The following is a 20,926-nucleotide window of genomic DNA, read 5'->3' as shown; positions in this document are numbered from 1 at the left end:
CACCATAATTTTGCAGATTTTTACGCGAAAAAAGACGGTTTATCTTAAAGATTTGTTTGAGGGAAACCATACTGATATACACTCCCATCTACTCCCCGGAATTGATGATGGTGCCAAAGATATCGAAGACACACAAGGGCTAGTCAAAGGGCTGACAGCATTAGGGATTTCCCGTATAATTACCACCCCCCACATTATTCAGGGTGTATGGCCCAATACTTCGGAGATCATTAACCGCAAAAAGGAAGAAGTACTCCCCGTCCTGGAAAACCAGGATGTCTTCTTTGACGCAGCCGCAGAATACCTCATGGATGAATCTTTCAGGCAACTGGTAAAAAAGAAGGATATACTTCGCCTGAAGGACAACTATGTCCTCGTGGAAATGTCGTATATCAATCCGCCGATAGCCCTGTTCGATATCCTGTTCGATATGCAGGTAGCGGGCTATATCCCGGTTCTCGCACACCCGGAGCGCTATGTGTTCTATCACGAGAATTTCGACATGTACCACAAACTGAAAAAAGCGGGATGCCGTTTGCAGCTCAACCTGCTTTCCCTAACCGCGTACTACGGTAAAGACGTCCATAAAATTGCCGTAAAACTCCTCAAAACGGGCATGTTTGACTTTGCAGGCACCGACGCCCACAACACCAGGCACCTGGAAAGACTGCAAGGAAAAATTAAAACCGGGGAACCGGAGCGCCTAAAAGAACTCGTAAAAAACAACAAACTCGTATTCGGATAATCTCCCGGGGGTTATTGAACTTACAGAGCAGGTATCAAAAAAAGACCCGGAGTTTTCCGGGCCTGTTTTTTATCATCCTTAAATTAAAGGGTGCTGTTATTAAAATCCGAGTTCCTTTTTAACATCGGCAAGCAGGTCTTTTCCGTCTGCCAGGAGGATTCCGGAATTGGGTGAAGAATCCAGTACATATTTGAATCCTTGTTCCCTGCCTACTTTTTGTATGGCCTGCCGGGCTTTTTCCAGAATAGGCTGGATGAGTTCCATCTGCTTTTTCTGAAGTTCCTGCTCAGCAGTTTGGCGTGCCTGCATAATATTGTTCTGCATGCTTTGCACCTCTTCGGCTCTTTGTCTGTTCTCCTCTTCTGTTTTACCGGAGGCTTCGCTCTCGTACAGCTTTATCTTATTTTGCAATTCCTGACCGGAACTCTTCAAATCCGCAGAATATTGCTTTTCCAGTTTCTCCAATTCTGATCTAGCCGCTTTCATCTCCGGCATATCTTCCACTAATTGCTGCACGTTTACATGAGCAACTTTGTCCTGTGCATTTGCAAAACTTACAGCTCCTACAGCTAATACAACAGCAATGGCTAATGTTTTTAATTGTTTCATAATTTCAAGAATAATAAATGTTTAAGTGTTAATTGTTATTATCGTTATTGCTCTCTTCTTCCGCTTTCTTTTGTTCTCTTTCCTCCTGTTTTTTCCTTCTTTCCTCTTCACGAGCTTTGCGATACGCCTCCCTTTCTTCCAGGATTTGTTGTCTACGTTCTTCGTATTCGCGTTTCCTTTCTTCCCTTTCCCTGATCCTTTGTTGTCTTTTTTCCTCCAGGGCCCTTGCCCTTTCGTCCCTTTTTTGTTCCATCTCTTCTTTCCGGGCCTGTCTTTCGGGATCCACTTCGCGGTTTACATCATCGAACCTGCTTTTGGCACTGCCCGAATTTCTTTGTTCCGTTTTCCGGGAACGGTCTATACTTTTCAAAACCTGGTCGCTAATATCGTGTTTTTTATCGGAATACAGCATCACCACATCGGCCGATCTGTCAAAGACAAAGTCGTACGCCCTCCGGGATGCTATTTCCTGCACTGCATTGAACACCCTGTCCTGCACCGGTTTTACCAGCAGTTGTTTTTGCCGCACCATATCTCCTTCCGGACCAAACCGGTCTTGCTGATATTCGAGTAAGTCTTCTTCGGCCAGCTGTATCTCTTCTTCCCTTTCTTCGATCAACTCTTTGGTAAGAAGCACTTCTTCGGCTTCCAACTCCTTTTTCATCTGTGCAATGGCACCCTTTTTTTCTTCAACCTCCAGTTTCCATTTTTCCACTCTGGAATTCAGCTGCGAACTGGCTTCCTGGTATTCTTCGATATTTTCCAGGATATATTCCATATCTATATAAGCTATTCTCACTCCTCTCTGGGCGTGGGCCGTCCATACCGAAATGCATAACAGTATAAAAAGAACTTTAGCCTTCATTTGTTTTATGATTTGAAATTTCGCCTGAAATTAACAATTTTTTTGGCAAACTCCGGCTATTCTGCAAATTTATATTTTCGTTATTAATAACCGCAAGGAATAATTTCAAAAACAGAAACTTTCGCCTTACTTCATATTTACCCTACAATCCAAGGCAGGTAAATCCTTTTTTAACAGGGTAAAAACGGTCGGTTTCAACCGAAAAACTTTTGTTTACATTACACCTGATCTTTTCCTTCAAACCTCATAAAACACACAGGGGGTTCCCTGTTTTTTGTCATTCATCCATTTGTTTATAGAAAATATCGTGCCAAAATTAAAATTGCTGTCCGATAATGAAGTGAGTTTCCCAGCCATTCTTTTGTCCGGTACCGTCTATGGAGTCAAATCCGTGTCCAAAATCTATCCCCAGTAACCCGAATGCGGGCATAAAGATACGCAGGCCAAAGCCAGCGGATCTCTTTAACTGGAACGGATTGTAGTCTTTGAAATCGTCAAAGGCAGCACCTCCTTCGGCAAAGACAAGTCCATAGATAGAGGCTGAAGGTTTCAGGGTAAGCGGGTAACGCAGTTCCAGAGAGAACTTGTTGTATATGGTAGAGCCCAGGTTACTGGTGCCGGAACCTCCTGACAAAGATTGATTGGGATATCCCCGTAATGCAATGGTCTCCCTGCTGTCCAGGGTATAGTTGGCCATTCCGTCACCACCAACATAAAACCGTTCAAAAGGCACAACTCCCCTGTCGTTGTTATAGGCCCCGAGGTAACCGAAGTTGGCCTGTGTTTTTAAAACCAGATCGTCTACCAGCCTGGTATACCATTCCCCGTCAAATTTAATTTTATAAAATTCGAGCCATTTGATCTTTTCCTGGGCAATTTTCTCTTCATCGGGAACTCTGTTATCATCATCATCCAACACAAAGTTTCCATCTTCATCCCTGAGCTGGAACTCTTCCTTATCTCCAAGACTTCCGTAATCCACACCGTCAAAGAGGGAATAAGGAGGGGTCAGCCTGGCCGAAATGGTAAATCTCGACCCGGTACGCGGATATATCAGCTTCGGGAACCTGTTGTCCCGGGAAAGCGCAATGGTGTATGCGATATTCCTTGCAAAACCGCTGCTACCGAATTCGAAAAGTCCAATATTGTAGTTCTGAAGGTCATAATACTGAAAACTCAGAGAATGCGACAGGCTGAAATAATCGTCCGGCACTTCCAGTCGTTTGGCCAGTCCGAGTGTAAAACTGGTTATATAAAACCTCTGGTCTCTGTCTGCCCTACCGGTTTGATAGTTGTATGCAAATTGTTTACTGTGCGACAGGGATGCCGAAAACTGTGTGGGTTTTTTACCTCCCAGCCAGGGCTCTGAAAAAGAGAAACTGTAGGTCTGGTAAAAACGGCTGGCCTGCAACCTCAGTGCCAGGGTTTGCCCGTCTCCCATTGGCACGGGCTTATAGGCATCTTTCTTAAAGATGTCCTTGATGGCAAAATTACTGAAAGACAATCCGAGTGTACCGATAAAGCCTCCGCCTCCGTAACCACCCTGTAGTTCTATCTGACTGGAACCTTTTTCCGTCAGGCCATATTCAACATCAACCGTACCGGCATTGGGGTCGGCATTTTTTATTTCGGGGATAACAGCTTCCTGGTCAAAATAGCCCAGACCACCCAATTCCCGGATGGTACGTATTACATTTTCCTTGCTGTATTTTTGCCCGGGCCGGGTACGCAATTCACGATAAATAACATGATCGTTGGTCTTGTCATTACCGGAAACCCGTACATCGTTAAAATAGGCCAGTTTACCTTCGGTGATACGTATTTCAAAATCTATGGTATCGTTCTTGGCCGAAACCTCTACCGGGTTAATGCTTGAAAAGAGGTATCCGTTATTCTGATACAGGTTGGTAATATCGTCGCCGTCGGGTTTGGTTTCGTCGGCAATCCTTTTCCGGAGCAGTACCCCGTTGTAGGTATCCCCGGTTTCGATTCCCAGCATGGATGACAGCTGACGGTCTGAATACACCGTATTCCCCACAAAGTCAATATTCCCGAAGTAATATTTATCGCCTTCTTCAAGGTCGATATTGATGCTTATCTGGTCTGTTTTGTTATTTACCACAGTATCGGAAAGTATCCTGGCATCCCTGTAACCTTCTTCCTTGTATTTATCAATAAGGGACGTAAGGTCTGTTTCATAATCCTCCGGAATAAACTTGGACTTTTTCCAGAAACGCCCGAACACCTTTCGTTTGGTATTTTTCATGGCCTTCCGGAGTGTCCTGTCTTTCAGCGCCTTGTTACCGTCAAATACAATATCTTTTATCTTCACCTTTTCTCCCCGGTCTATATTTACCAGCATTTTCACGGCATTTACCCCGGAAGTATCGGGGGCGGTGACAATATTGGCTTTTGCGTGCAGATAACCCTGTTTTTTGTATTTATTGACAAGAAAGTTACGGGTGTTGGTAATGAAACTCTCAGTAACCCTTTTCCCTTTCTTAATATCCGCTTCCTTGAGTACGGCCTCCCCTTTCTTTCTTTTAATACCTTCCACTTTCACAGAAGAAAGCGTGGGGACCTCCTTTATATTCAGTTCCAGGAAAACCTTATTTCCTTCCGTACGGGTAATGTAAAAATTAACATCGCTGAACAACTCCAGTTTCCACAACTTTTTAATAATGTTGGTTATCTGTTCTCCCGGAATGGTAATTTCCTGGCCAACCCGTAATCCGCTGTAGGTTATTACGGTCTGCTTATTATAGCTTTTTACCCCGGTAACTTCAACGCCTCCCAAGATGTATTTTTTTCCTTTATCAAACTTGATCTCCTGCGCTGTTAAAACGGCATTACTACAAAGAAGCACAAAGACTGTGATAATTACTCCGAAATATCTCTTGCGCATGCTATTCTCAGTTAAGTTGTTCACTTGTTTTTCCAAATCTACGTTCCCTGTTTTGATAATTTAAAATTGCTTCATACAGCTTTTCTTTATTAAAATCCGGCCATAGGGTTTCTGTAAAATAGAGCTCGGCGTAAGCTATCTGCCACAGTAAAAAATTACTCACCCTGAGTTCACCGCTGGTACGGATAAGCAGGTCCACGTCGGGCAAATTTTGCGTGTAAAGATGCTCATTTATAACCGATTCGTCAATATCTTCGGCAGAAATTATGTTATTTTTAACTTTAAAACTTATAGCCTGAACCGCGTTTTTGAGCTCTTCGCGGGAACCATAACTAAGGGCAAGGGTAAGTGTCATCCGGTGGTTATCTTTGGTTTTTTCAATAACTTCCTTCAGTTTTCGGGCCACTGTCTGGGGCAATCGTTCCATCTTTCCGATGGTACAAAGCCTTATATTATTATCGTTGAGGGTTTTGAGTTCTTTCCGCAACGATGTTATGAGAAGTTTCATCAGGGTTTCTACCTCCAGTTTGGGGCGTTTCCAGTTTTCGGTGGAAAATGCGTAGAGGGTCAGGTTTTCCACCCCCAGCTCGGCACACCCTTCTACGATCTTGCGTACTGCATCGGCGCCTCTTTCGTGACCGAAAACCCGCAGTTTCCCTCTTTGCTTTGCCCATCTGCCATTGCCGTCCATTATAATGGCTATGTGTTTTGGCAGTCGCTCCTTATCTATCGCGTCTTTTATATTATCCATTAAAGCATATTCATCATCAGGACCAAAGTCCCGCTCTATTTTTCTTCTCCCTGTTCGGGCTTACACCCTATACGCTACGTTTTCCGGGTGATGACAACCGGAATTTCGCCTTTTAATCATAACAATAGGTACACGGTCTTTTGCCAAACGTATATGTGATGGTAATACCGCTAAACACATACCAGTCGTTACTGTTAAAATTCCCGAACTCCCTGTACAACCCTTCGGGCCCCTTTTTCGGGTCACTTCCGTCTATGTCATTGACCAGCGTATATCTGGCTATTACTTCTGCTCCCAGTATCAGGTTGGGCAGCACTTCGCCTTTTACTCCCAGGCCAAAGGGAAAAGCAAAGGATGTTCTCCTGTCCTTCCCTGCAATTAACCTGTCTATATTCCTGTCCAGGTAATGCGGCCTGTAATTAAAGGCCGACACCCCTCCGTATATATACGGGGTGAATGGCTTATACAAGGTGTGCAGGTCGTATTCCCAAAAGTGGAACTCCATCCCCAACGATCCTTCCAGCACCCGGTTGGAGAAAGTATAGCCTCTTCCTTCCCTTGCCGAACTGCCGGAATCGGCATCATCCGCTTCCAATTTGGAATATGTGAGGCTCGCCCTGTACGCATACCGCTTACTCTTGTTCCATTTGTATATTCCTCCCACAGCCAGTTTATTGGGATATATATAATTGGTCCGGCCAACATCTCCAATAAAATTACTTCCACCCAGGAATATCCCTATTTCATGTATTTGAGCCACCCCTGCCTGCAAGCCTATGAAAAAAAATACGACAGCTGTTCCTTTTCTCATACGCATTAAAAGTCCGCAAATATAATAATTAAGATTGCTCATGGGTAATTTCCTTTAAATTAGTATGCTTAAACAACAGATTTAAAGGTTTTTTATTGCTTCGGAGCCGGAAATACAAATATTGTGCTGTTATTTTTCCGGTTGTCACAGCCGTTTCCTTGTTCTTCAGGACAATTCCGGAAAACCGGTAATCGGCATTCGGTTTCGGGACCGGCATAAAAGTTTTTAAATCCATGTTTAAAGTTTTGTGTTGCCGCAGTTTTAATTGCGTTTATCTTCTCCCCACAACAGTTTGTTCCGAAGCGTTTTCAAAAAACTTTCGGTCCGCAGTTCCACCATTCTCATGGCGAAAGATGATTTTTTAATGGTAATCACTGTTTCTTCGGGAAGGATCGCCAGCCTGGAATCCAGGGAAACGAGATAATTCTTTTCCCTGCCGGACACCTTCAGTTTTATTTCGGTATCATCCGGAATAACCAGGGGCCTGGCATTCAGGTTATGCGGTGCTATGGGGGTGATCACAAAACCTGTGCTGTCCGGTGTCATCACCGGGCCTCCGCAACTCAGGGAATACCCTGTAGAGCCCGTCGGGGTAGCAATAATAAGCCCGTCTGCCCAATAGGAAGTGAGGTATTCATCGTTCAGGTATGTAGCTACTGTGATCATGGAGGTCGTGTCTTTTCGACTTACGGCCACTTCGTTCAACGCAAAATTAAACTCCGAAAGGTCTTTGTTTACGGGATCGGTATGTATTTCCAGGAGCGCCCTGTCCACAACATCGTATTCCTTTCGGGCAATACTGTCTACGGCCTGGCGAATATCTTCCTTTTGCACCGTGGCCAGAAAGCCGAGCCTTCCGGTATTGATGCCCAGCACCGGTATCCCCAGGTTCCTTATATAGAGTATGGTCCTGAGTATCGTACCATCCCCCCCCATACTGAAGAACATATCGAAACCGGAGTCGAGGTCTTCAAAAGAAAAAAATGTTTCATAATCCCTGTTATCGCCCAGGAAATGACGGATGCGTTCCAGGTATTTTACCTCTATCGCCACTTTTACCCCTTTCTCGTTCAATGCTTCCAATAACGTGAGTACATATTCTTCACTGTCATCATGATAAAACTGTCCGAATACACCTACCTTCATGTCGAGGAACTTGTTTTTTAGATATTGAGGAACTTCCTTAAATAATTCGACCTTTCTTTCAGGTTTTCCATATACGTATCATCTTCGTTCCCCGTTATAATGTTATATCCGTATCTCCTGAACGATTGTATAATGGAATTCAACCCCGTATTCCCCACTTTCAGGGTGATCTGCACCAGATCTCCTTCATTCCTGGAGATAAAAGCCCCGAGAAGTTTGCCGTTGTCACTTTCCACAATCTGTGATATTTCACTGAATGTATAGTCCGTGTTGCCTTTTTCGACAATAAGTATCCCTCCCGGTTCATTAAAAAAGGGGGTTTCACGGAAGAGGCCCATAACATCCGTAAGCTCGTAATACCCCACATACCTGCCTTCCCGGTCCAGAACAGGCATTATATTGGCATTATTTCTGGCAAACTCTTCAAGCACTTCGAGCCAGTTCGTAACTTCATTCACAAAAAAGACATCCAGGGCATAGAGGTAATCAGACACTTTCTTCTCCAGGTCAAAACCGGCTATATCCTCTTCTGAAATATTCCCCACCAAATGCCCTTCCCTGACCACGGGCAAATGGGTATTGGTAAGCTCGAAAAAAAGCTCCTGTACCTGCTTCATGGTTTTATCCGGTGACACCGGAGCAACATCGTAACTTATTAAAGAATTAATCTCCATACCAGATTTTTCATGCCCGAAACCGCCGGGTACGGGCGCATTTAATTTCTTCCTCCCCGGCCGGTATCTCCATCATTACACCTGTTTGTCCGAGGCTCTTTGTTTGCCAATTCTTTCGGACAGCAAATTAATTAAATTATGTGAGAAAAAAGCAGGATGAACTTTGTATTTTTGTCCATATTTATCTTTTCATATGACCAAGCTAAGTGTAAACATCAACAAAATAGCCACCCTGCGAAACTCAAGAGGCGGCAATGTACCGGATCTGCTGGAAATGGCACGCGATATACAAGATTATGGCGCAGCGGGAATTACCATACACCCCAGACCGGACGAGCGCCATATACGCTACCAGGATGCCAGGGACCTGAAAGCCATTGTACATACCGAATTCAACATAGAAGGCAACCCTATCAAAAAATTTATGGCACTTGTATTGGAGGTCAAACCTACCCAGGTGACACTGGTACCCGATGCCGAGGATGCCATAACATCCAATGCGGGCTGGGATACGATCAAGCACAGGGATTTCCTCCGGGAAGTCATTGATGAATTCAGGAGAAACGGCATACGCACTTCTATTTTCACCGACCCGGATGTAAAGATGATAGAGGGCGCGGTAGCCACCGGAACAGACCGGATCGAGTTGTATACCGAAGCTTATGCGTCGGCCTATGAAAAAGGGGATAAAAAGGGAATCCTTCCTTATACGGAAGCGGCCAAAGCGGCCAATTCCCTGGGGTTGGGCATTAATGCCGGGCACGATCTCAACCTTGAGAACGTGCAGTTCTTTAAAGAAAATATCCCCGGACTCCTGGAGGTTTCCATAGGGCATGCCCTCATCGCGGAATCCCTTTACCTCGGCATAGAGAACGTGATCAACATGTACCTGAACAAGCTGAAGGGATAAAAGTATGCCTGTCCCCGAAAAGCAACGTCTTTTACTTTTCGGATAATACTCCTGATGATCTGACCAGCCGGGCTTCAAAAAGCCGGGAAAAATGATTGCGTATCTTTTCCTTGACCTCTTCCGGGTCAACTTCCCGTTTTCCGAGCTCAACATTCAGGGAGGTCACTGCCTTACCACGGATGCCACAGGGAATGATATGGTCAAAATAGCCCAGGTCGGCATTGACATTTAACGCAAAACCGTGCATGGTGACCCATCGGGAGGCGCGTACGCCCATAGCACATATTTTCCGGGCAAAGGGCGTTCCCACATCCAGCCATACCCCGGTTTCGCCTTCGCTCCGCGAGGCTTTCAGGCCGTATTCTGTCAGTGTAAGGATGATCACTTCTTCCAGGAAACGCAGGTATTTGTGTATGTCGGTAAAAAAATTGTCGAGGTCCAGTATAGGGTAACCCACGATCTGTCCGGGACCGTGATAGGTAATATCCCCCCCGCGATTGATCTTGTAGAACGACGCTCCTTTTTTTTCAAGTTGTTCTTCACTGAGCAGCATATTCTGCATGTCCCCGCTCTTCCCCAGCGTATAAACATGAGGATGCTCTACAAACAGAAAATAATTGGGTGTGGCTATGGCCGTGTCCTCCCTTCTGTTCCTTACCTTGATATCCAGAATGCCTTTAAAAAGTTCTTCCTGGTAGTCCCAGACTTCCTTGTAGTCACGGGAACCCAGATCCTGTATTTCAACTTGTTTGTTCATTCTGCAAAGATAAAAATTATAACGCGAACAGGTCAGCCTCCAGAACGTCCGTCCATCGCACAGAAACCTCAACCTGTTTAGCGGTTGGGATTATTCAGAATGATCAGTGCCGCTATTATCCCGGGTATCCACCCGCATAACGTCAGCAGAAAAACAATAACCACAGAACCACACCCCTTATCCAGAACAGACAGGGGCGGAAATAAAATAGCAAATAATACTCTCCAGATACTCATACGTTTTTTTTGATTGATGGTAATTATAAGACTCCCTTTCTCCTTTTTTGTTACATATTTTTCCGCATATCACTAAAAACACCTTTTAAAATACTCAAAAAAGGGAGCTTGAAAACCAAGTCCTTTCACAATACGCCCCTCTAAACCTTTCCGTTAATTTTCAAATCTTTACGATATGGTCTGTACTATATACCAAATGAACTCATCTTGAGTTGTTGTATTTGAGCGGAAAGTCATGCTTTTATTCACTAATGAAGCCATTTCGGGTTCTCATCTATCGGGAGCATAGCAGCGCTACGGTTCGGGAAAATGGCGAAATCAGGGGGCAAAATGATGATTTCGCAGGTAAAAGAACTCAAGACGAGTTCAGTAATATAATTGTAATTATCTTTGCACTTTTAAACGAAGAACCGAATTTAATTTTACAGCTTGACTATGCAGCTTTCAGAACAGGAAATCATAAGAAGGGAAAAACTCGGCAGGTTAAGGGAACTGGGGATTGCCCCCTATCCGGCAGCTTTGTATCCCGTAGATCACACTTCGCAACAGATCAGGGACAATTACGAAGAAGGCAAACAAGTGGTTATTGCCGGCCGGTTGATGAGCAGAAGGATCCAGGGCAAGGCTTCCTTTGCCGAATTACAGGACAGTGCAGGGAGAATACAGATATACTTTAACCGGGACGAAATTTGTCCGGGTGACGATAAAACCAAATATAATGACGTTTATAAAAAGTTACTTGACATCGGCGACATTATAGGCATCAAAGGCGAATTATTTACCACACAGGTAGGTGAAAAAACGGTTATGGTAAAGGATTTTGCCATCCTTAGCAAATCCCTTCGCCCGCTGCCCCTGCCCAAAGTAGATAACGAAGGAAAAACATATGATGAATTCAATGATCCGGAACTGCGTTACCGCCAGCGTTATGTAGACCTGGTAGTGAACCCGCAGGTCAAGGAAACCTTTATAAAACGGACACGGATCACCAACAGTATTCGGGAATTCTTCAACAAACGCGGATACCTCGAAGTAGAAACCCCCATACTCCAGCCCATACCGGGAGGAGCCGCGGCAAGGCCTTTCATTTCCCATCACAACGCACTCAACATTCCGCTTTATCTGCGTATTGCCAATGAGCTCTACCTGAAAAGGCTCATCGTAGGTGGTTTTGACGGGGTTTATGAATTTGCCAAGGATTTCCGCAATGAAGGCATGGACCGGACACACAACCCGGAATTTACCGTCATGGAACTATATGTGGCCTACAAAGATTATAACTGGATGATGGACACCACCGAACAACTGCTGGAAAAGGTAGCTGTAGATTCCAACGGCAGTACCAGAATAAAAGTGGGAGATAAGGAAATTGACTTTAAAGCCCCTTACCCGAGAGTGCCCATTTTACAATCCATAAAAGAACATACGGGCTTTGACGTTTCCGGAATGGATGAAGTGCAACTTCGCGAAGTATGTGCAAAACTGGACATCCCGGCCAACGAGACCATGGGCAAAGGCAAACTGATCGATGAAATATTCGGTGAGAAATGTGAACACCACTACATACAGCCTACCTTTATTACAGATTACCCCAGGGAGATGAGCCCGTTGACCAAGGAACATCGCAACGACCCGGCACTTACCGAACGTTTTGAACTCATGGTAAACGGCAAGGAACTGGCAAATGCCTATTCCGAACTCAACGATCCCATAGATCAGCGTGAGCGTTTCGAAGAACAGCTGCGCCTGTCTGAAAAAGGCGATGACGAAGCCATGTTCATCGACCAGGATTTTCTCAGGGCACTGGAATACGGCATGCCCCCTACTTCGGGGATCGGAATCGGAATTGACCGGCTGGTAATGCTCATGACCGATAATTCCTCCATACAGGAAGTATTGTTCTTCCCGCAGATGCGACCGGAGAAAAAGCCTTTGGACCTCAAGGAGAACGAGAAAACCATTCTGGAGATCCTCAAAAAGCACAAAACCCTTCCGCTGGAGGAACTCAAGACTACAGCCGACCTGAGCAACAAAGCCTGGGACAAGGGAATGAAAGGCTTGTCCAAACTCGGACTGCTGCAGGTTGTTGTAGATGGCAATTCCAAAACCGTAATGTTAAAAGAACAGGATTGATTTTAATAATTCACAAAAAAAATGGCCCGGGAATATATTTTTCCGGGCTTTTTTTGTTAATCATTTCACAAACAGGGCACCTTGCTTTAAACGCATTGTCCTTTTCGCGGTCTAAGCAGTATAATCATAAAATTATTTGAACATGAAAAAATTACTGAGTTTGGCCATAGCACTGACCCTGGTCACCGGGGTTATGGCACAGGAGAAAAAAGAAAGAAGAACAGAAAAGAGAAAACACCGGGTAGAATACTTCAGGGATTTTACACCGCAGCAAATGGCCGAGCTGCAAACCAGGCGAATGGCCCTGAAGCTGGACCTCGACAAGTCACAACAAAAGGAAGTATTAAAACTCAACACCGAACTGGCCGAACAGCGAAAGTCCAAAATGGAAAAATTCAAGGCGGCCAAAGACTCCACTCAAGCTAAAAAAGAATGGTCTGCCGATGAACGTTTTGCCTTTATGAAAGAAAGACTGGACACCCGGCTGGAAGTGCAACACAAAATGAAGGACATCCTCAACGAAGACCAGTATGCCACCTGGAAAAAAAGTGCGGCAAAACACAAGAGGTTTTCGAAACACCGAAAAGGGCATCATCGCAGATAAAACCCACTATCTCTTATAAGAAGTCCTGCATTGACAGGGCTTTTTTTATTCCATCAGGGCACTGTAAACCATATTCTTGAACTTCCCGGATATTTCATTCCACTCACTGTTGGGGGTTTCCTGCGTAAGGATCACGGCTACAATCCCGGATTCCGGGTCTGCCCAGTAATGCGAGCCGAAGTAACCGCCCCATGAAAAGGAACCTTTATGCCAGGGAAATACGGAACTGCCTTCTTCACTCACTACTTCAAAACCAAGGCCAAATTTGTTATTGTGATAAAGGCTCTTCTCCCCAATCTGGTTTGTCGTCATAAGTCTTACCGTATTCGGGCTAAGCAGTCGTTTCCCGTTATACTCCCCTCCGCTCAGCAGCATTTGCAGGAAAACCGAATAATCGCGGGCTGTGGAAGAAAGCCCGGCACCCCCGGAAAAATAGGTACTGCCGAGCAGGGGATAATCCTTGTCGATCTCCCCGTGACTTACCTGGGGAGCTTCTACGGTTTTTCCGGCCTCATTTTCCACATATACCTCAGCCAGTCGATCCTGTTTGTCCGTCGGCAGGTAAAAATAAGTATCGTTCATCTGCAGGGGGCCAAAAATTCTTTCGCGGAAAAAGCGATCCAGGGATTTGCCAGAGACTACCTCAACAACATATCCGAGCACGTCCGTGTTCAACCCGTAGGTAAACCGTTCGCCGGGCTGGTGTATCAACGGCAGTCCACCCAGTATTTTCATTTTGTCCGCAAGTTTTACGGGTTCGGCTACAAAACCCGCGGGAACCCCGGCCTTTGCATAAATCGCATTGGCCTCTTTAGCTCCTATTACTGCATAGCTTATCCCGGAGGTATGTGTAAGCAGGTCGCGTATGGTTACTTCCCTTTCGGCAGGAACCGTGGTATAGGTAGAATCTGCCGGGTTAAATTCATCCAGTACCCCGGCATCCTTAAATTCCGGAATGTACTTGGAAACTGGGTCGTCCAGCAGCAGTTTACCTTCTTCATACAACATCATTACAGCCACACTGGTAATGGCCTTGGTCTGGGAGGCTATACGGAAAATGGTATTGGGCTGCATTTTTCTTTTCTCTTTTATATCGCTATACCCTATACCCTTATGGTATACTATTTTTCCATTTCTGGCGATCAAAGCAACAGCTCCGGCCACCTTATTATTCTTTACGTAATTTTCTATGACCCCGTCTATAGCGTTCAGGCGCTCGGCAGAAAAGCCCGCATCATCCGGGTTTGCAGTTTTCAGTTCCTGGGGAAAAACCGAAATCCCCATAAGGAGCAGGAATCCGGCGAATTGGTATTTTAAGTTCATGATGAATACGATTGAATGATTTTCACCGCAATATAATGAATAAAACCATTACTCAACCCTCTGTCCTTCCGGTTTTGACAATTCAGGCTGTGGGTAGACAAAGACAAGCAATCACTTCCCGATTGCAGGTATTTATCATTTTTTTATTGATCTTTTGTAAAACAAGCTTGACATTTTGATGATTTTGTCTATTTTTGCGTAAAATAAACTTTACTTTTAATCAAATACACTATACTTATGAATACACAAAATGATAAGTGGTCAGCCCTGACCAGAAAAAACACAAAACATTTGGCTTATTGGACAGCAGCCTGGGTATTGACTATGGCTGTGGTCGCTTTCGGGCCCAAGTTCGTGTGGAATTTCAATGCCACAGTTTCTGTTTTGTTCATTGTCATCAATACCGTAATTGGAGCAGGCATGATCCTGGCAAATAAACGGTATCTCAACGGATTGGATGAAATGCAAAGAAAATTAAGCCTGGAAGCCATGGCAATTGCGCTTGGCGTTGGAGTGGTTGGCGGTTTGACGTATTCCATGCTGGATATGACCGATATTCTATCGTACGATGCTGAAATATCTCATCTGGTGATCCTCATTAGTGTAACATATTTAATTGGAATTATTATTGGTAATATCAGATATAAATGAAAAATCGTATAAAGGTACTCAGAGCTGAACAAGACATGACCCAGGCTCAGTTGGCTACTGCAGTTGAGGTTTCCCGGCAAACAATCAATGCTATTGAAAAAGGCAAATTCGATCCCAGTTTGCCGCTTGCATTTAGAATTGCCCGGTTATTTGAGTTATCCATTGAGGATATTTTTCAGGATGAAGAAGCAGGTTGATACAGGGTTATAAATTTTCGCACACCATAATTCCGGGTTTAAGAATCCTATGTACCACACAGGCATGAATATGAGGAACAACATAATCCACAATTTCATTTTGCAATTCAAATCCGTTTCATACCTTTGTCGCCATAATTCTTTAAAAGAGGAAGGATTTGACTGATTGCAACCTCGTGAAAAAATGCTAAAACAGTTAGTTCCTGTCATCATTTTCAAAGGTTCAGGACAAACCGCTTTAGCCTTTTCTCCCAGCCATCAGTTACCTTTCCTCAGTTCGATTAACAATTATAAAATAAGATAATGGCTTATTTATTTACGTCCGAATCTGTCAGTGAAGGACACCCGGACAAGGTGGCAGATCAGATATCCGATGCCCTTCTGGACAATTTCCTGGCCTTTGATTCCGAATCCAAAGTAGCCTGTGAGACCCTGGTAACCACGGGACAGGTAGTCCTGGCGGGAGAAGTGAAATCCAAAACATACCTGGACCTTCAGCACATTGCCAGGGAAGTGATTAATAACATAGGATATACCAAGGGGGAATACCAGTTCAGCGGGGATTCCTGCGGGGTAATTTCACTTATACACGAGCAGTCACAGGATATCAACCAGGGTGTGGACCGTGCCAGCAAGGACGAACAGGGCGCCGGCGATCAGGGTATGATGTTCGGTTATGCCACAAAGGAAACGGAGAACTACATGCCGCTGGCACTGGATATTTCACATAAGATATTGCAAACCCTGGCCCGATTGCGGAAGGAAGGAAAGGAAATTCCCTACCTGCGCCCGGATGCCAAGGCCCAGGTGACCATAGAATACAGCGATGACGATATCCCTCAGCGTATTGTAACCATTGTGGTATCCACGCAGCACGACGCTTTTGACAAAGACGATACCGCCATGCTGAAAAAAATCAAGGAGGACATTATCAATATACTGATCCCAAAAGTAAAAGCACAGTTACCCGGTGACCTTCAAAAGCTATTTACGGATAATATACAGTACCATATCAACCCTACGGGAAAATTCGTGATAGGCGGGCCTCATGGCGACACGGGACTTACCGGGCGAAAGATCATCATAGACACCTATGGCGGAAAGGGAGCCCATGGCGGAGGTGCATTTTCCGGAAAAGATCCGAGCAAGGTTGACCGCAGCGGGGCCTATGCCTCACGTCATATTGCCAAAAACCTGGTGGCCGCAGGTGTGGCAGATGAAGTGCTCGTGCAGGTAAGTTACGCCATCGGGGTGGTTGAACCTACTTCCATCAGCGTAAACACCTACGGAAAATCCAACGTTAACCTTACCGACGGGGAAATAGCCGGGGTAGTAAGACAACTTTTCGACATGCGCCCGGCAGCTATCGAGGAGCGGTTAAAACTCCGCAACCCGATTTACCTGGAGACCGCAGCATACGGCCATATGGGAAAAACCCCGGAAACCGTGACCAAGGTCTTTGAATCTCCTTACAGCGGAAGAGTGGAAAAGGAAGTGGAACTCTTTACCTGGGAAAAACTGGATTACGTAGACCGGATCAAAGAAGCTTTCTCCGTCTGATTCCGGATAACTTTATCCCGTTACGGGAAAAAGAAGGGCAAAACAAAACAGATAATCACTGTTTTATTTTGCCTTTTTTGGTTTTGTAAGGATCGTTACTATTTTATCAAAAATCCTGTTGTTTTCATAAACACCCCGGAACTTATCGGAATGAGGACCGTAAGCAAATACGGGGACCATAACACCCGTATGATCAAAAGTGGTAAAATCGCCCTCTATGATCTTCCCGTCTACATTTCCCTGTGGAATACTGAACCCGGAGGTTTCGTGATCGGCGGTGACCACAACAAGTGTATTCCCGGTCTTGTCGGCATACTTCACGGCTTCTGTGACCGCCCTGTCGAAGTCTATACCTTCCGTAATAATTCCGGCCGTATTGTTGGTATGTCCGTAACTGTCGATCTTTGCACCTTCCACCATCAGAAAGAAAGGTGTATCACCGGAAGACAAAAATTCCAGACCATTACGTACAGCCCCGGCCAGTTGGCTTCCCCGGCCTTCGAGAACGCCGGGAACGTCTCCTCCCGAAAGAAACACCCCCACTTTATCCTGACGGCTTTTCCCGAGGTTGTCAATTTCATCCAGGATAGTAAAGCCGTTCTCCTCAAGACCTCCGGAGAAATCGTTTTTTCCTCCCCCTACAAACAGGGACAAATGACTTTTCAAAAGGTCCTTTCGGATCCCTTCTTCTTCCGACCGGTCCCTACGGTGGGCGTAAAACGCTGCCGGGGTGGCCCCCGTTATCTTATCGGTGGTAATTATCCCGGAAAGAAAACCGTGTTCGGCAAGCAGCTCCGTCATATTTTTCAGGGCGTTCCCGGAATCGCCCACTCCTATGGCCCGGTTATAAGTTTTCTCACCCGTGGCAAGTGCGGTACCGGCGGCGGCGGAATCCGTAGTGAAATCGTCCGAAGATTGTGTTTTCAAAAAGCCGATGTTCTTCAGCTTTGTTAGCGTCAATTGTCCGCCGTTTGCCAGTGTGGCAGCAGATATCTGGGTAAGGCCATTACCGTCCCCTATCAGTAAAATAACATTTTCGACCGGGAGTGCTTTCCCGTCTGTGGCATAAGTGGGCGTGTACACTTCCGAAGTAATTGTATTCTGATATACACGACTGTTTAATGTACGCAGGTAAGCTGATGAGCGGAAAGGCATATCGGTATTGATAAAATCCAGTCCCATATCCGCAAAGGCTTTCCAGGCGGTTTTGGAATCGGGTGCCGCCCAGAACCGGAAAGGTTTACCAAGTTCATGTGCTTTGTCAATGGCAGCTTTTACCTTTGCGTAATCATCTTCCGTGAGCCTTCCTTTTCCATTCCAGACCGAAAAACCCCTGAAATTGAGGCTAATCAGTGCAACCCTGCTCCAGGCCTCATCACCGGCAGGACGTTCCAGGCGTTGATGATCGAACCGTATATAGTCCGGATAGCCGGTATAATCTTCCGGAGAGGGCCTGTTTCCGGATATCACTATGGAAATCCTTTTACTCCCCGTTATTTCAGGATATTCTTCCAGAAGTGCTGTCAATCTATCCAAAGTAGTATACGGTTCCGATTTCAGATCCACTAACAACTGTAGTTTCCCGGGAATTTCCAGCTCCAGGTCCATTGCCTTTTTTAAAGGCTCCAGATAGAGGCTTGCTATAGTCCTCCCCGCCTTTATCTCATGCTCTTCATGAGTGGCATAGAGCGTATCATTCTTCAGGAATATGTCCACTTCCACGGAAGACAACCCACTGGCCATGGCCGTCCAGAACGGTACCGGTTGTTCGTAATCGTTATGGGAATGTATTCTTGCGGTTTGCTGGGCGTGTGACAATGACACTGCCAAAAGACCGAACAGTAATATTGCCAGCGAAGACCTTGATATCATCATAAAAATTTTTACGGGAAGCGAATGTACACCGGAAACTTTATCCGCCTGTTATCCCTGTGTTAAGTTATACAAAAAAGCATTCCGGATGCTATTAGGGAAAAGTACTGATTTTTTCAAAACCGGTAATTGTACTGAAAAAAAAGCAAAAAAAACCCGGGATCTTTGAAGAACCATAATTACCGGTCAGTAGCTACGCGCCCAACTAAAGAAGGCGGAATCCGAAAAGCCTTAAACGAGTAGGAACCATGAAAACCTCTTTATTATGCCATCCAGCATTCCATACGATCCTTCCCTGGTTCTGGGGAATATCGTTTCAAAAGACAAACTGGACAATCTCGTTAAGATTTCCGGTTTGCAAGCGCCCGCCGACGCGGCGGAGACCAACCTGAACTCTCTCATCTCCCTGAAGCGGAGCATTGACATGACCATACAGGAAATGATAGACATGGGCATCGAGACTTCCGATCTCATCAAGGAGTCTGAAGACGTAGGAAAACAGATCCAGAAAGCCGCTGTTGATTTCGGAAAAGCAAAACTCCAGGCCGAAAAAGCCATTCAACCCCTGAAAAGCAAGATCAGTACGGTACACGATGATGTAGAGAGCCCGATCGATTACAATCGCAGCCAGTTGAAAAAAATGGCACTTTCATCGGACTCTTTACAAATGAATTGCCAGTATTTTTCTTTCGACAAAAACAGCCAGAGTTCCAGCAGCCATGCTTCAACGGTAGCTTCTTTTGTCAGTGAATCGTTAAGCATTTTCGGCGAAGGCCAATCTACCGAAGCCAAGGGGTCGGCCCAGGCCCAGATGAACAGCCAGCATTCCCGGCACAGCATTGCGGGAACCCTGGTAGTAAGTATTACCTGTACACATAAAAATGCACAGGTTTTTGCCCCCTTTATCATAGACCCGGACAAGGCCGTAAGGGCCTGGAACAAATTATTCCCGGATTCCATGATAAAGACCAACGACCCTGCTTCCATTACCAAGATCGAGGCACAGTCGGAAACCAAACAGGAGAAATCATTTAACCTGCTTTCGGGAGCTACTTACGGTTCGTCGTTCATCGGCATGGTACACGTATTGAATACTTCGGAAACCAAATCGAGCCAGCGCATGGAGTCTATTGCCGCTTCTTTACAGGAAACTTTTGAGATCGGAAGCTGGTTTGCCTCCGAAACCGGGGGATTCGGTGTGAGTTCTTCCTTTTCAGACAGTGCCAAGAATCTGTTGAGCACACAAAATGTGACTTCACATTGTTCACTCATCACCATGGGGATCATACCGTCCATTAAATCGAACCAGGTGGATATCGCAGTTCAGGGGTTTTCGGACTTCGATCCCGCCAAGACCATGGAAAGCCTGGCTACCCTCCAGGGGGCCACGGCCAGTGAAAACAATACCATAGGCGAATCGGCCACAGCGGCACGTACGGGACAACAGATGATTTCCCTGAAAAACGCAACCATCTCTTCCACGCTCAGCGGCCTGGCCCAGATTGATGATGCCAAGAACCAGATCATTGACACCAATTCCATGATGACCGCCCTGGAAGATTATGTGGACCGTTGTGTTTCGGGCGGGGACAATGTAGGTGTTCCTATTAACTATTACCTGAAGCCCGTTACACAGTCTATGATAGCCCGTGCCTGGCTCGCCAAATACTATCCGAACAAATACAACAAGGCAGGAAGCGCTGACGACAGCGGTTCTTCAGGTTCCGGCGGAAGCAGCAGCGGAGGCGACAGCAACGAAGGCAGCGGAGGTGACGAATAGTTCGAAACACATCCTTTTTTAACATCTGATTATTAACCTTTAAAATTTATTATCATGGGATACGAAGACAGTTTTTATACCAAAACGAACATTACCGGTTATACGGGAGACCTGAACGACAACCCTACCGTTTATTTCCAGAACGGTACCCGGTTCGGGCGTATAACACAGGATCATAGCAATCCGAATAATATCGGGCGAAACCTGGTGCGGGACAAAGCAGACTACAGCATAGGGAATACCGGCACCGGGGGAGTGGCCCAGGAATATTATGACGGTGCGGTGAAACATACCAGTCGAAACCCCTTTGTAGCGGTTACAGATAACAATCGGGATACCCTGGCCACGGCCATCTCCAGGTTTCCGGACAAAAAACCGAAATAACGCAGCAATGCCC

Annotated in this window: 20 protein-coding genes; 9 read left to right on the top strand and 11 right to left on the bottom strand. The window is 45.6% G+C overall.

Annotated features, from left to right (window positions below; genetic code table 11):
* Positions 1–10 precede the first annotated feature (10 nt).
* Positions 11–745, top strand: coding sequence for a tyrosine-protein phosphatase (locus LS482_RS14095; protein WP_367890575.1), 735 nt, complete (start codon positions 11–13; stop codon positions 743–745).
* 99 nt (positions 746–844) lie between these two features.
* Here the strand turns inward: LS482_RS14095 and LS482_RS14090 are convergent, their stop codons facing one another.
* From LS482_RS14090 to LS482_RS14060, 7 genes are all read right to left on the bottom strand, one after another.
* A complete protein-coding gene (locus LS482_RS14090) occupies positions 845–1,354 on the bottom strand; it encodes an OmpH/Skp family outer membrane protein (RefSeq protein WP_233028157.1) in 510 nt (169 codons plus the stop codon).
* A gap of 28 nt (positions 1,355–1,382) precedes the next feature.
* Entirely contained in the window at positions 1,383–2,219 is an 837-nt protein-coding gene (locus LS482_RS14085; protein WP_233028156.1) for an OmpH/Skp family outer membrane protein, read from the bottom strand.
* Between the two features lie 316 nt (positions 2,220–2,535).
* Complete coding sequence (gene bamA / locus LS482_RS14080; RefSeq protein ID WP_233028155.1) at positions 2,536–5,124, bottom strand: outer membrane protein assembly factor BamA; 2,589 nt, start codon at positions 5,122–5,124, stop codon at positions 2,536–2,538.
* 7 nt (positions 5,125–5,131) lie between these two features.
* Positions 5,132–5,875 (bottom strand): undecaprenyl pyrophosphate synthase, encoded by a 744-nt coding sequence (gene uppS, locus LS482_RS14075; RefSeq protein ID WP_233028154.1) that lies wholly within the window; start codon positions 5,873–5,875, stop codon positions 5,132–5,134.
* 112 nt (positions 5,876–5,987) lie between these two features.
* Entirely contained in the window at positions 5,988–6,728 is a 741-nt protein-coding gene (gene porG, locus LS482_RS14070) for a type IX secretion system protein PorG (RefSeq protein ID WP_233028153.1), read from the bottom strand.
* A gap of 219 nt (positions 6,729–6,947) precedes the next feature.
* Positions 6,948–7,832: an NAD kinase gene (locus LS482_RS14065; protein WP_233028152.1), complete on the bottom strand. Its 885-nt coding sequence runs from the start codon at positions 7,830–7,832 to the stop codon at positions 6,948–6,950.
* Between the two features lie 17 nt (positions 7,833–7,849).
* Positions 7,850–8,506 carry a CBS domain-containing protein gene (locus tag LS482_RS14060; protein WP_233028151.1) on the bottom strand — a complete coding sequence of 219 codons (657 nt, stop codon included), beginning with the start codon at positions 8,504–8,506 and terminating at the stop codon, positions 7,850–7,852.
* A 193-nt stretch (positions 8,507–8,699) separates the two neighbouring features.
* Between LS482_RS14060 and LS482_RS14055 the strand changes: the two genes are divergently transcribed.
* The gene (locus LS482_RS14055) at positions 8,700–9,416 is read left to right on the top strand and encodes a pyridoxine 5'-phosphate synthase (protein ID WP_233028150.1); all 717 of its coding nucleotides are present in this window, start codon (positions 8,700–8,702) and stop codon (positions 9,414–9,416) included.
* Positions 9,417–9,447: 31 nt separating this feature from the next.
* Here LS482_RS14055 and lipB read toward each other — a convergent pair whose 3' ends face one another.
* Entirely contained in the window at positions 9,448–10,173 is a 726-nt protein-coding gene (lipB, locus tag LS482_RS14050) for a lipoyl(octanoyl) transferase LipB (RefSeq protein ID WP_233028149.1), read from the bottom strand.
* Between the two features lie 77 nt (positions 10,174–10,250).
* A complete protein-coding gene (locus tag LS482_RS14045; protein WP_233028148.1) occupies positions 10,251–10,409 on the bottom strand; it encodes a YqaE/Pmp3 family membrane protein in 159 nt (52 codons plus the stop codon).
* Between the two features lie 435 nt (positions 10,410–10,844).
* On the opposite strand from LS482_RS14045, the gene lysS reads away from it, so the two are divergent.
* Positions 10,845–12,542, top strand: coding sequence for a lysine--tRNA ligase (gene lysS / locus LS482_RS14040; RefSeq protein ID WP_233028147.1), 1,698 nt, complete (start codon positions 10,845–10,847; stop codon positions 12,540–12,542).
* Between the two features lie 142 nt (positions 12,543–12,684).
* Positions 12,685–13,146, top strand: coding sequence for a DUF4890 domain-containing protein (locus LS482_RS14035; protein WP_233028146.1), 462 nt, complete (start codon positions 12,685–12,687; stop codon positions 13,144–13,146).
* Between the two features lie 45 nt (positions 13,147–13,191).
* On the opposite strand, the gene LS482_RS14030 is transcribed toward LS482_RS14035, so the two are convergent.
* Positions 13,192–14,469: a serine hydrolase domain-containing protein gene (locus tag LS482_RS14030; RefSeq protein ID WP_233028145.1), complete on the bottom strand. Its 1,278-nt coding sequence runs from the start codon at positions 14,467–14,469 to the stop codon at positions 13,192–13,194.
* Between the two features lie 237 nt (positions 14,470–14,706).
* Here LS482_RS14030 and LS482_RS14025 point away from each other — a divergent pair, with 237 nt between their 5' ends.
* From LS482_RS14025 to metK, 3 genes are all read left to right on the top strand, one after another.
* Positions 14,707–15,120: a hypothetical protein gene (locus tag LS482_RS14025; RefSeq protein WP_233028144.1), complete on the top strand. Its 414-nt coding sequence runs from the start codon at positions 14,707–14,709 to the stop codon at positions 15,118–15,120.
* On the top strand, positions 15,117–15,317 hold the full coding sequence (locus tag LS482_RS14020) for a helix-turn-helix transcriptional regulator (RefSeq protein WP_233028143.1): 201 nt from the start codon (positions 15,117–15,119) through the stop codon (positions 15,315–15,317). The genes LS482_RS14025 and LS482_RS14020 overlap by 4 nt, the downstream gene beginning before the upstream one ends.
* Before the next feature lie 303 nt (positions 15,318–15,620).
* Positions 15,621–16,877, top strand: a complete 1,257-nt coding sequence (metK, locus tag LS482_RS14015) for a methionine adenosyltransferase (protein WP_233028142.1) — start codon at positions 15,621–15,623, stop codon at positions 16,875–16,877.
* A gap of 63 nt (positions 16,878–16,940) precedes the next feature.
* On the opposite strand, the gene LS482_RS14010 is transcribed toward metK, so the two are convergent.
* Positions 16,941–18,752 (bottom strand): alkaline phosphatase, encoded by a 1,812-nt coding sequence (locus LS482_RS14010; RefSeq protein ID WP_233028141.1) that lies wholly within the window; start codon positions 18,750–18,752, stop codon positions 16,941–16,943.
* A 262-nt stretch (positions 18,753–19,014) separates the two neighbouring features.
* Here LS482_RS14010 and LS482_RS14005 point away from each other — a divergent pair, with 262 nt between their 5' ends.
* Positions 19,015–20,529: a hypothetical protein gene (locus LS482_RS14005; RefSeq protein WP_233028140.1), complete on the top strand. Its 1,515-nt coding sequence runs from the start codon at positions 19,015–19,017 to the stop codon at positions 20,527–20,529.
* A gap of 54 nt (positions 20,530–20,583) precedes the next feature.
* On the top strand, positions 20,584–20,913 hold the full coding sequence (locus LS482_RS14000; RefSeq protein ID WP_233028139.1) for a hypothetical protein: 330 nt from the start codon (positions 20,584–20,586) through the stop codon (positions 20,911–20,913).
* The last annotated feature ends 13 nt before the right edge of the window (positions 20,914–20,926 follow it).

This window comes from Sinomicrobium kalidii, assembly GCF_021183825.1.
Taxonomy (GTDB): domain Bacteria; phylum Bacteroidota; class Bacteroidia; order Flavobacteriales; family Flavobacteriaceae; genus Sinomicrobium; species Sinomicrobium kalidii.
The sequence above is the reverse complement of the archived record's forward strand: the minus strand, read 5'-3'. Positions and strand labels throughout refer to the sequence as shown.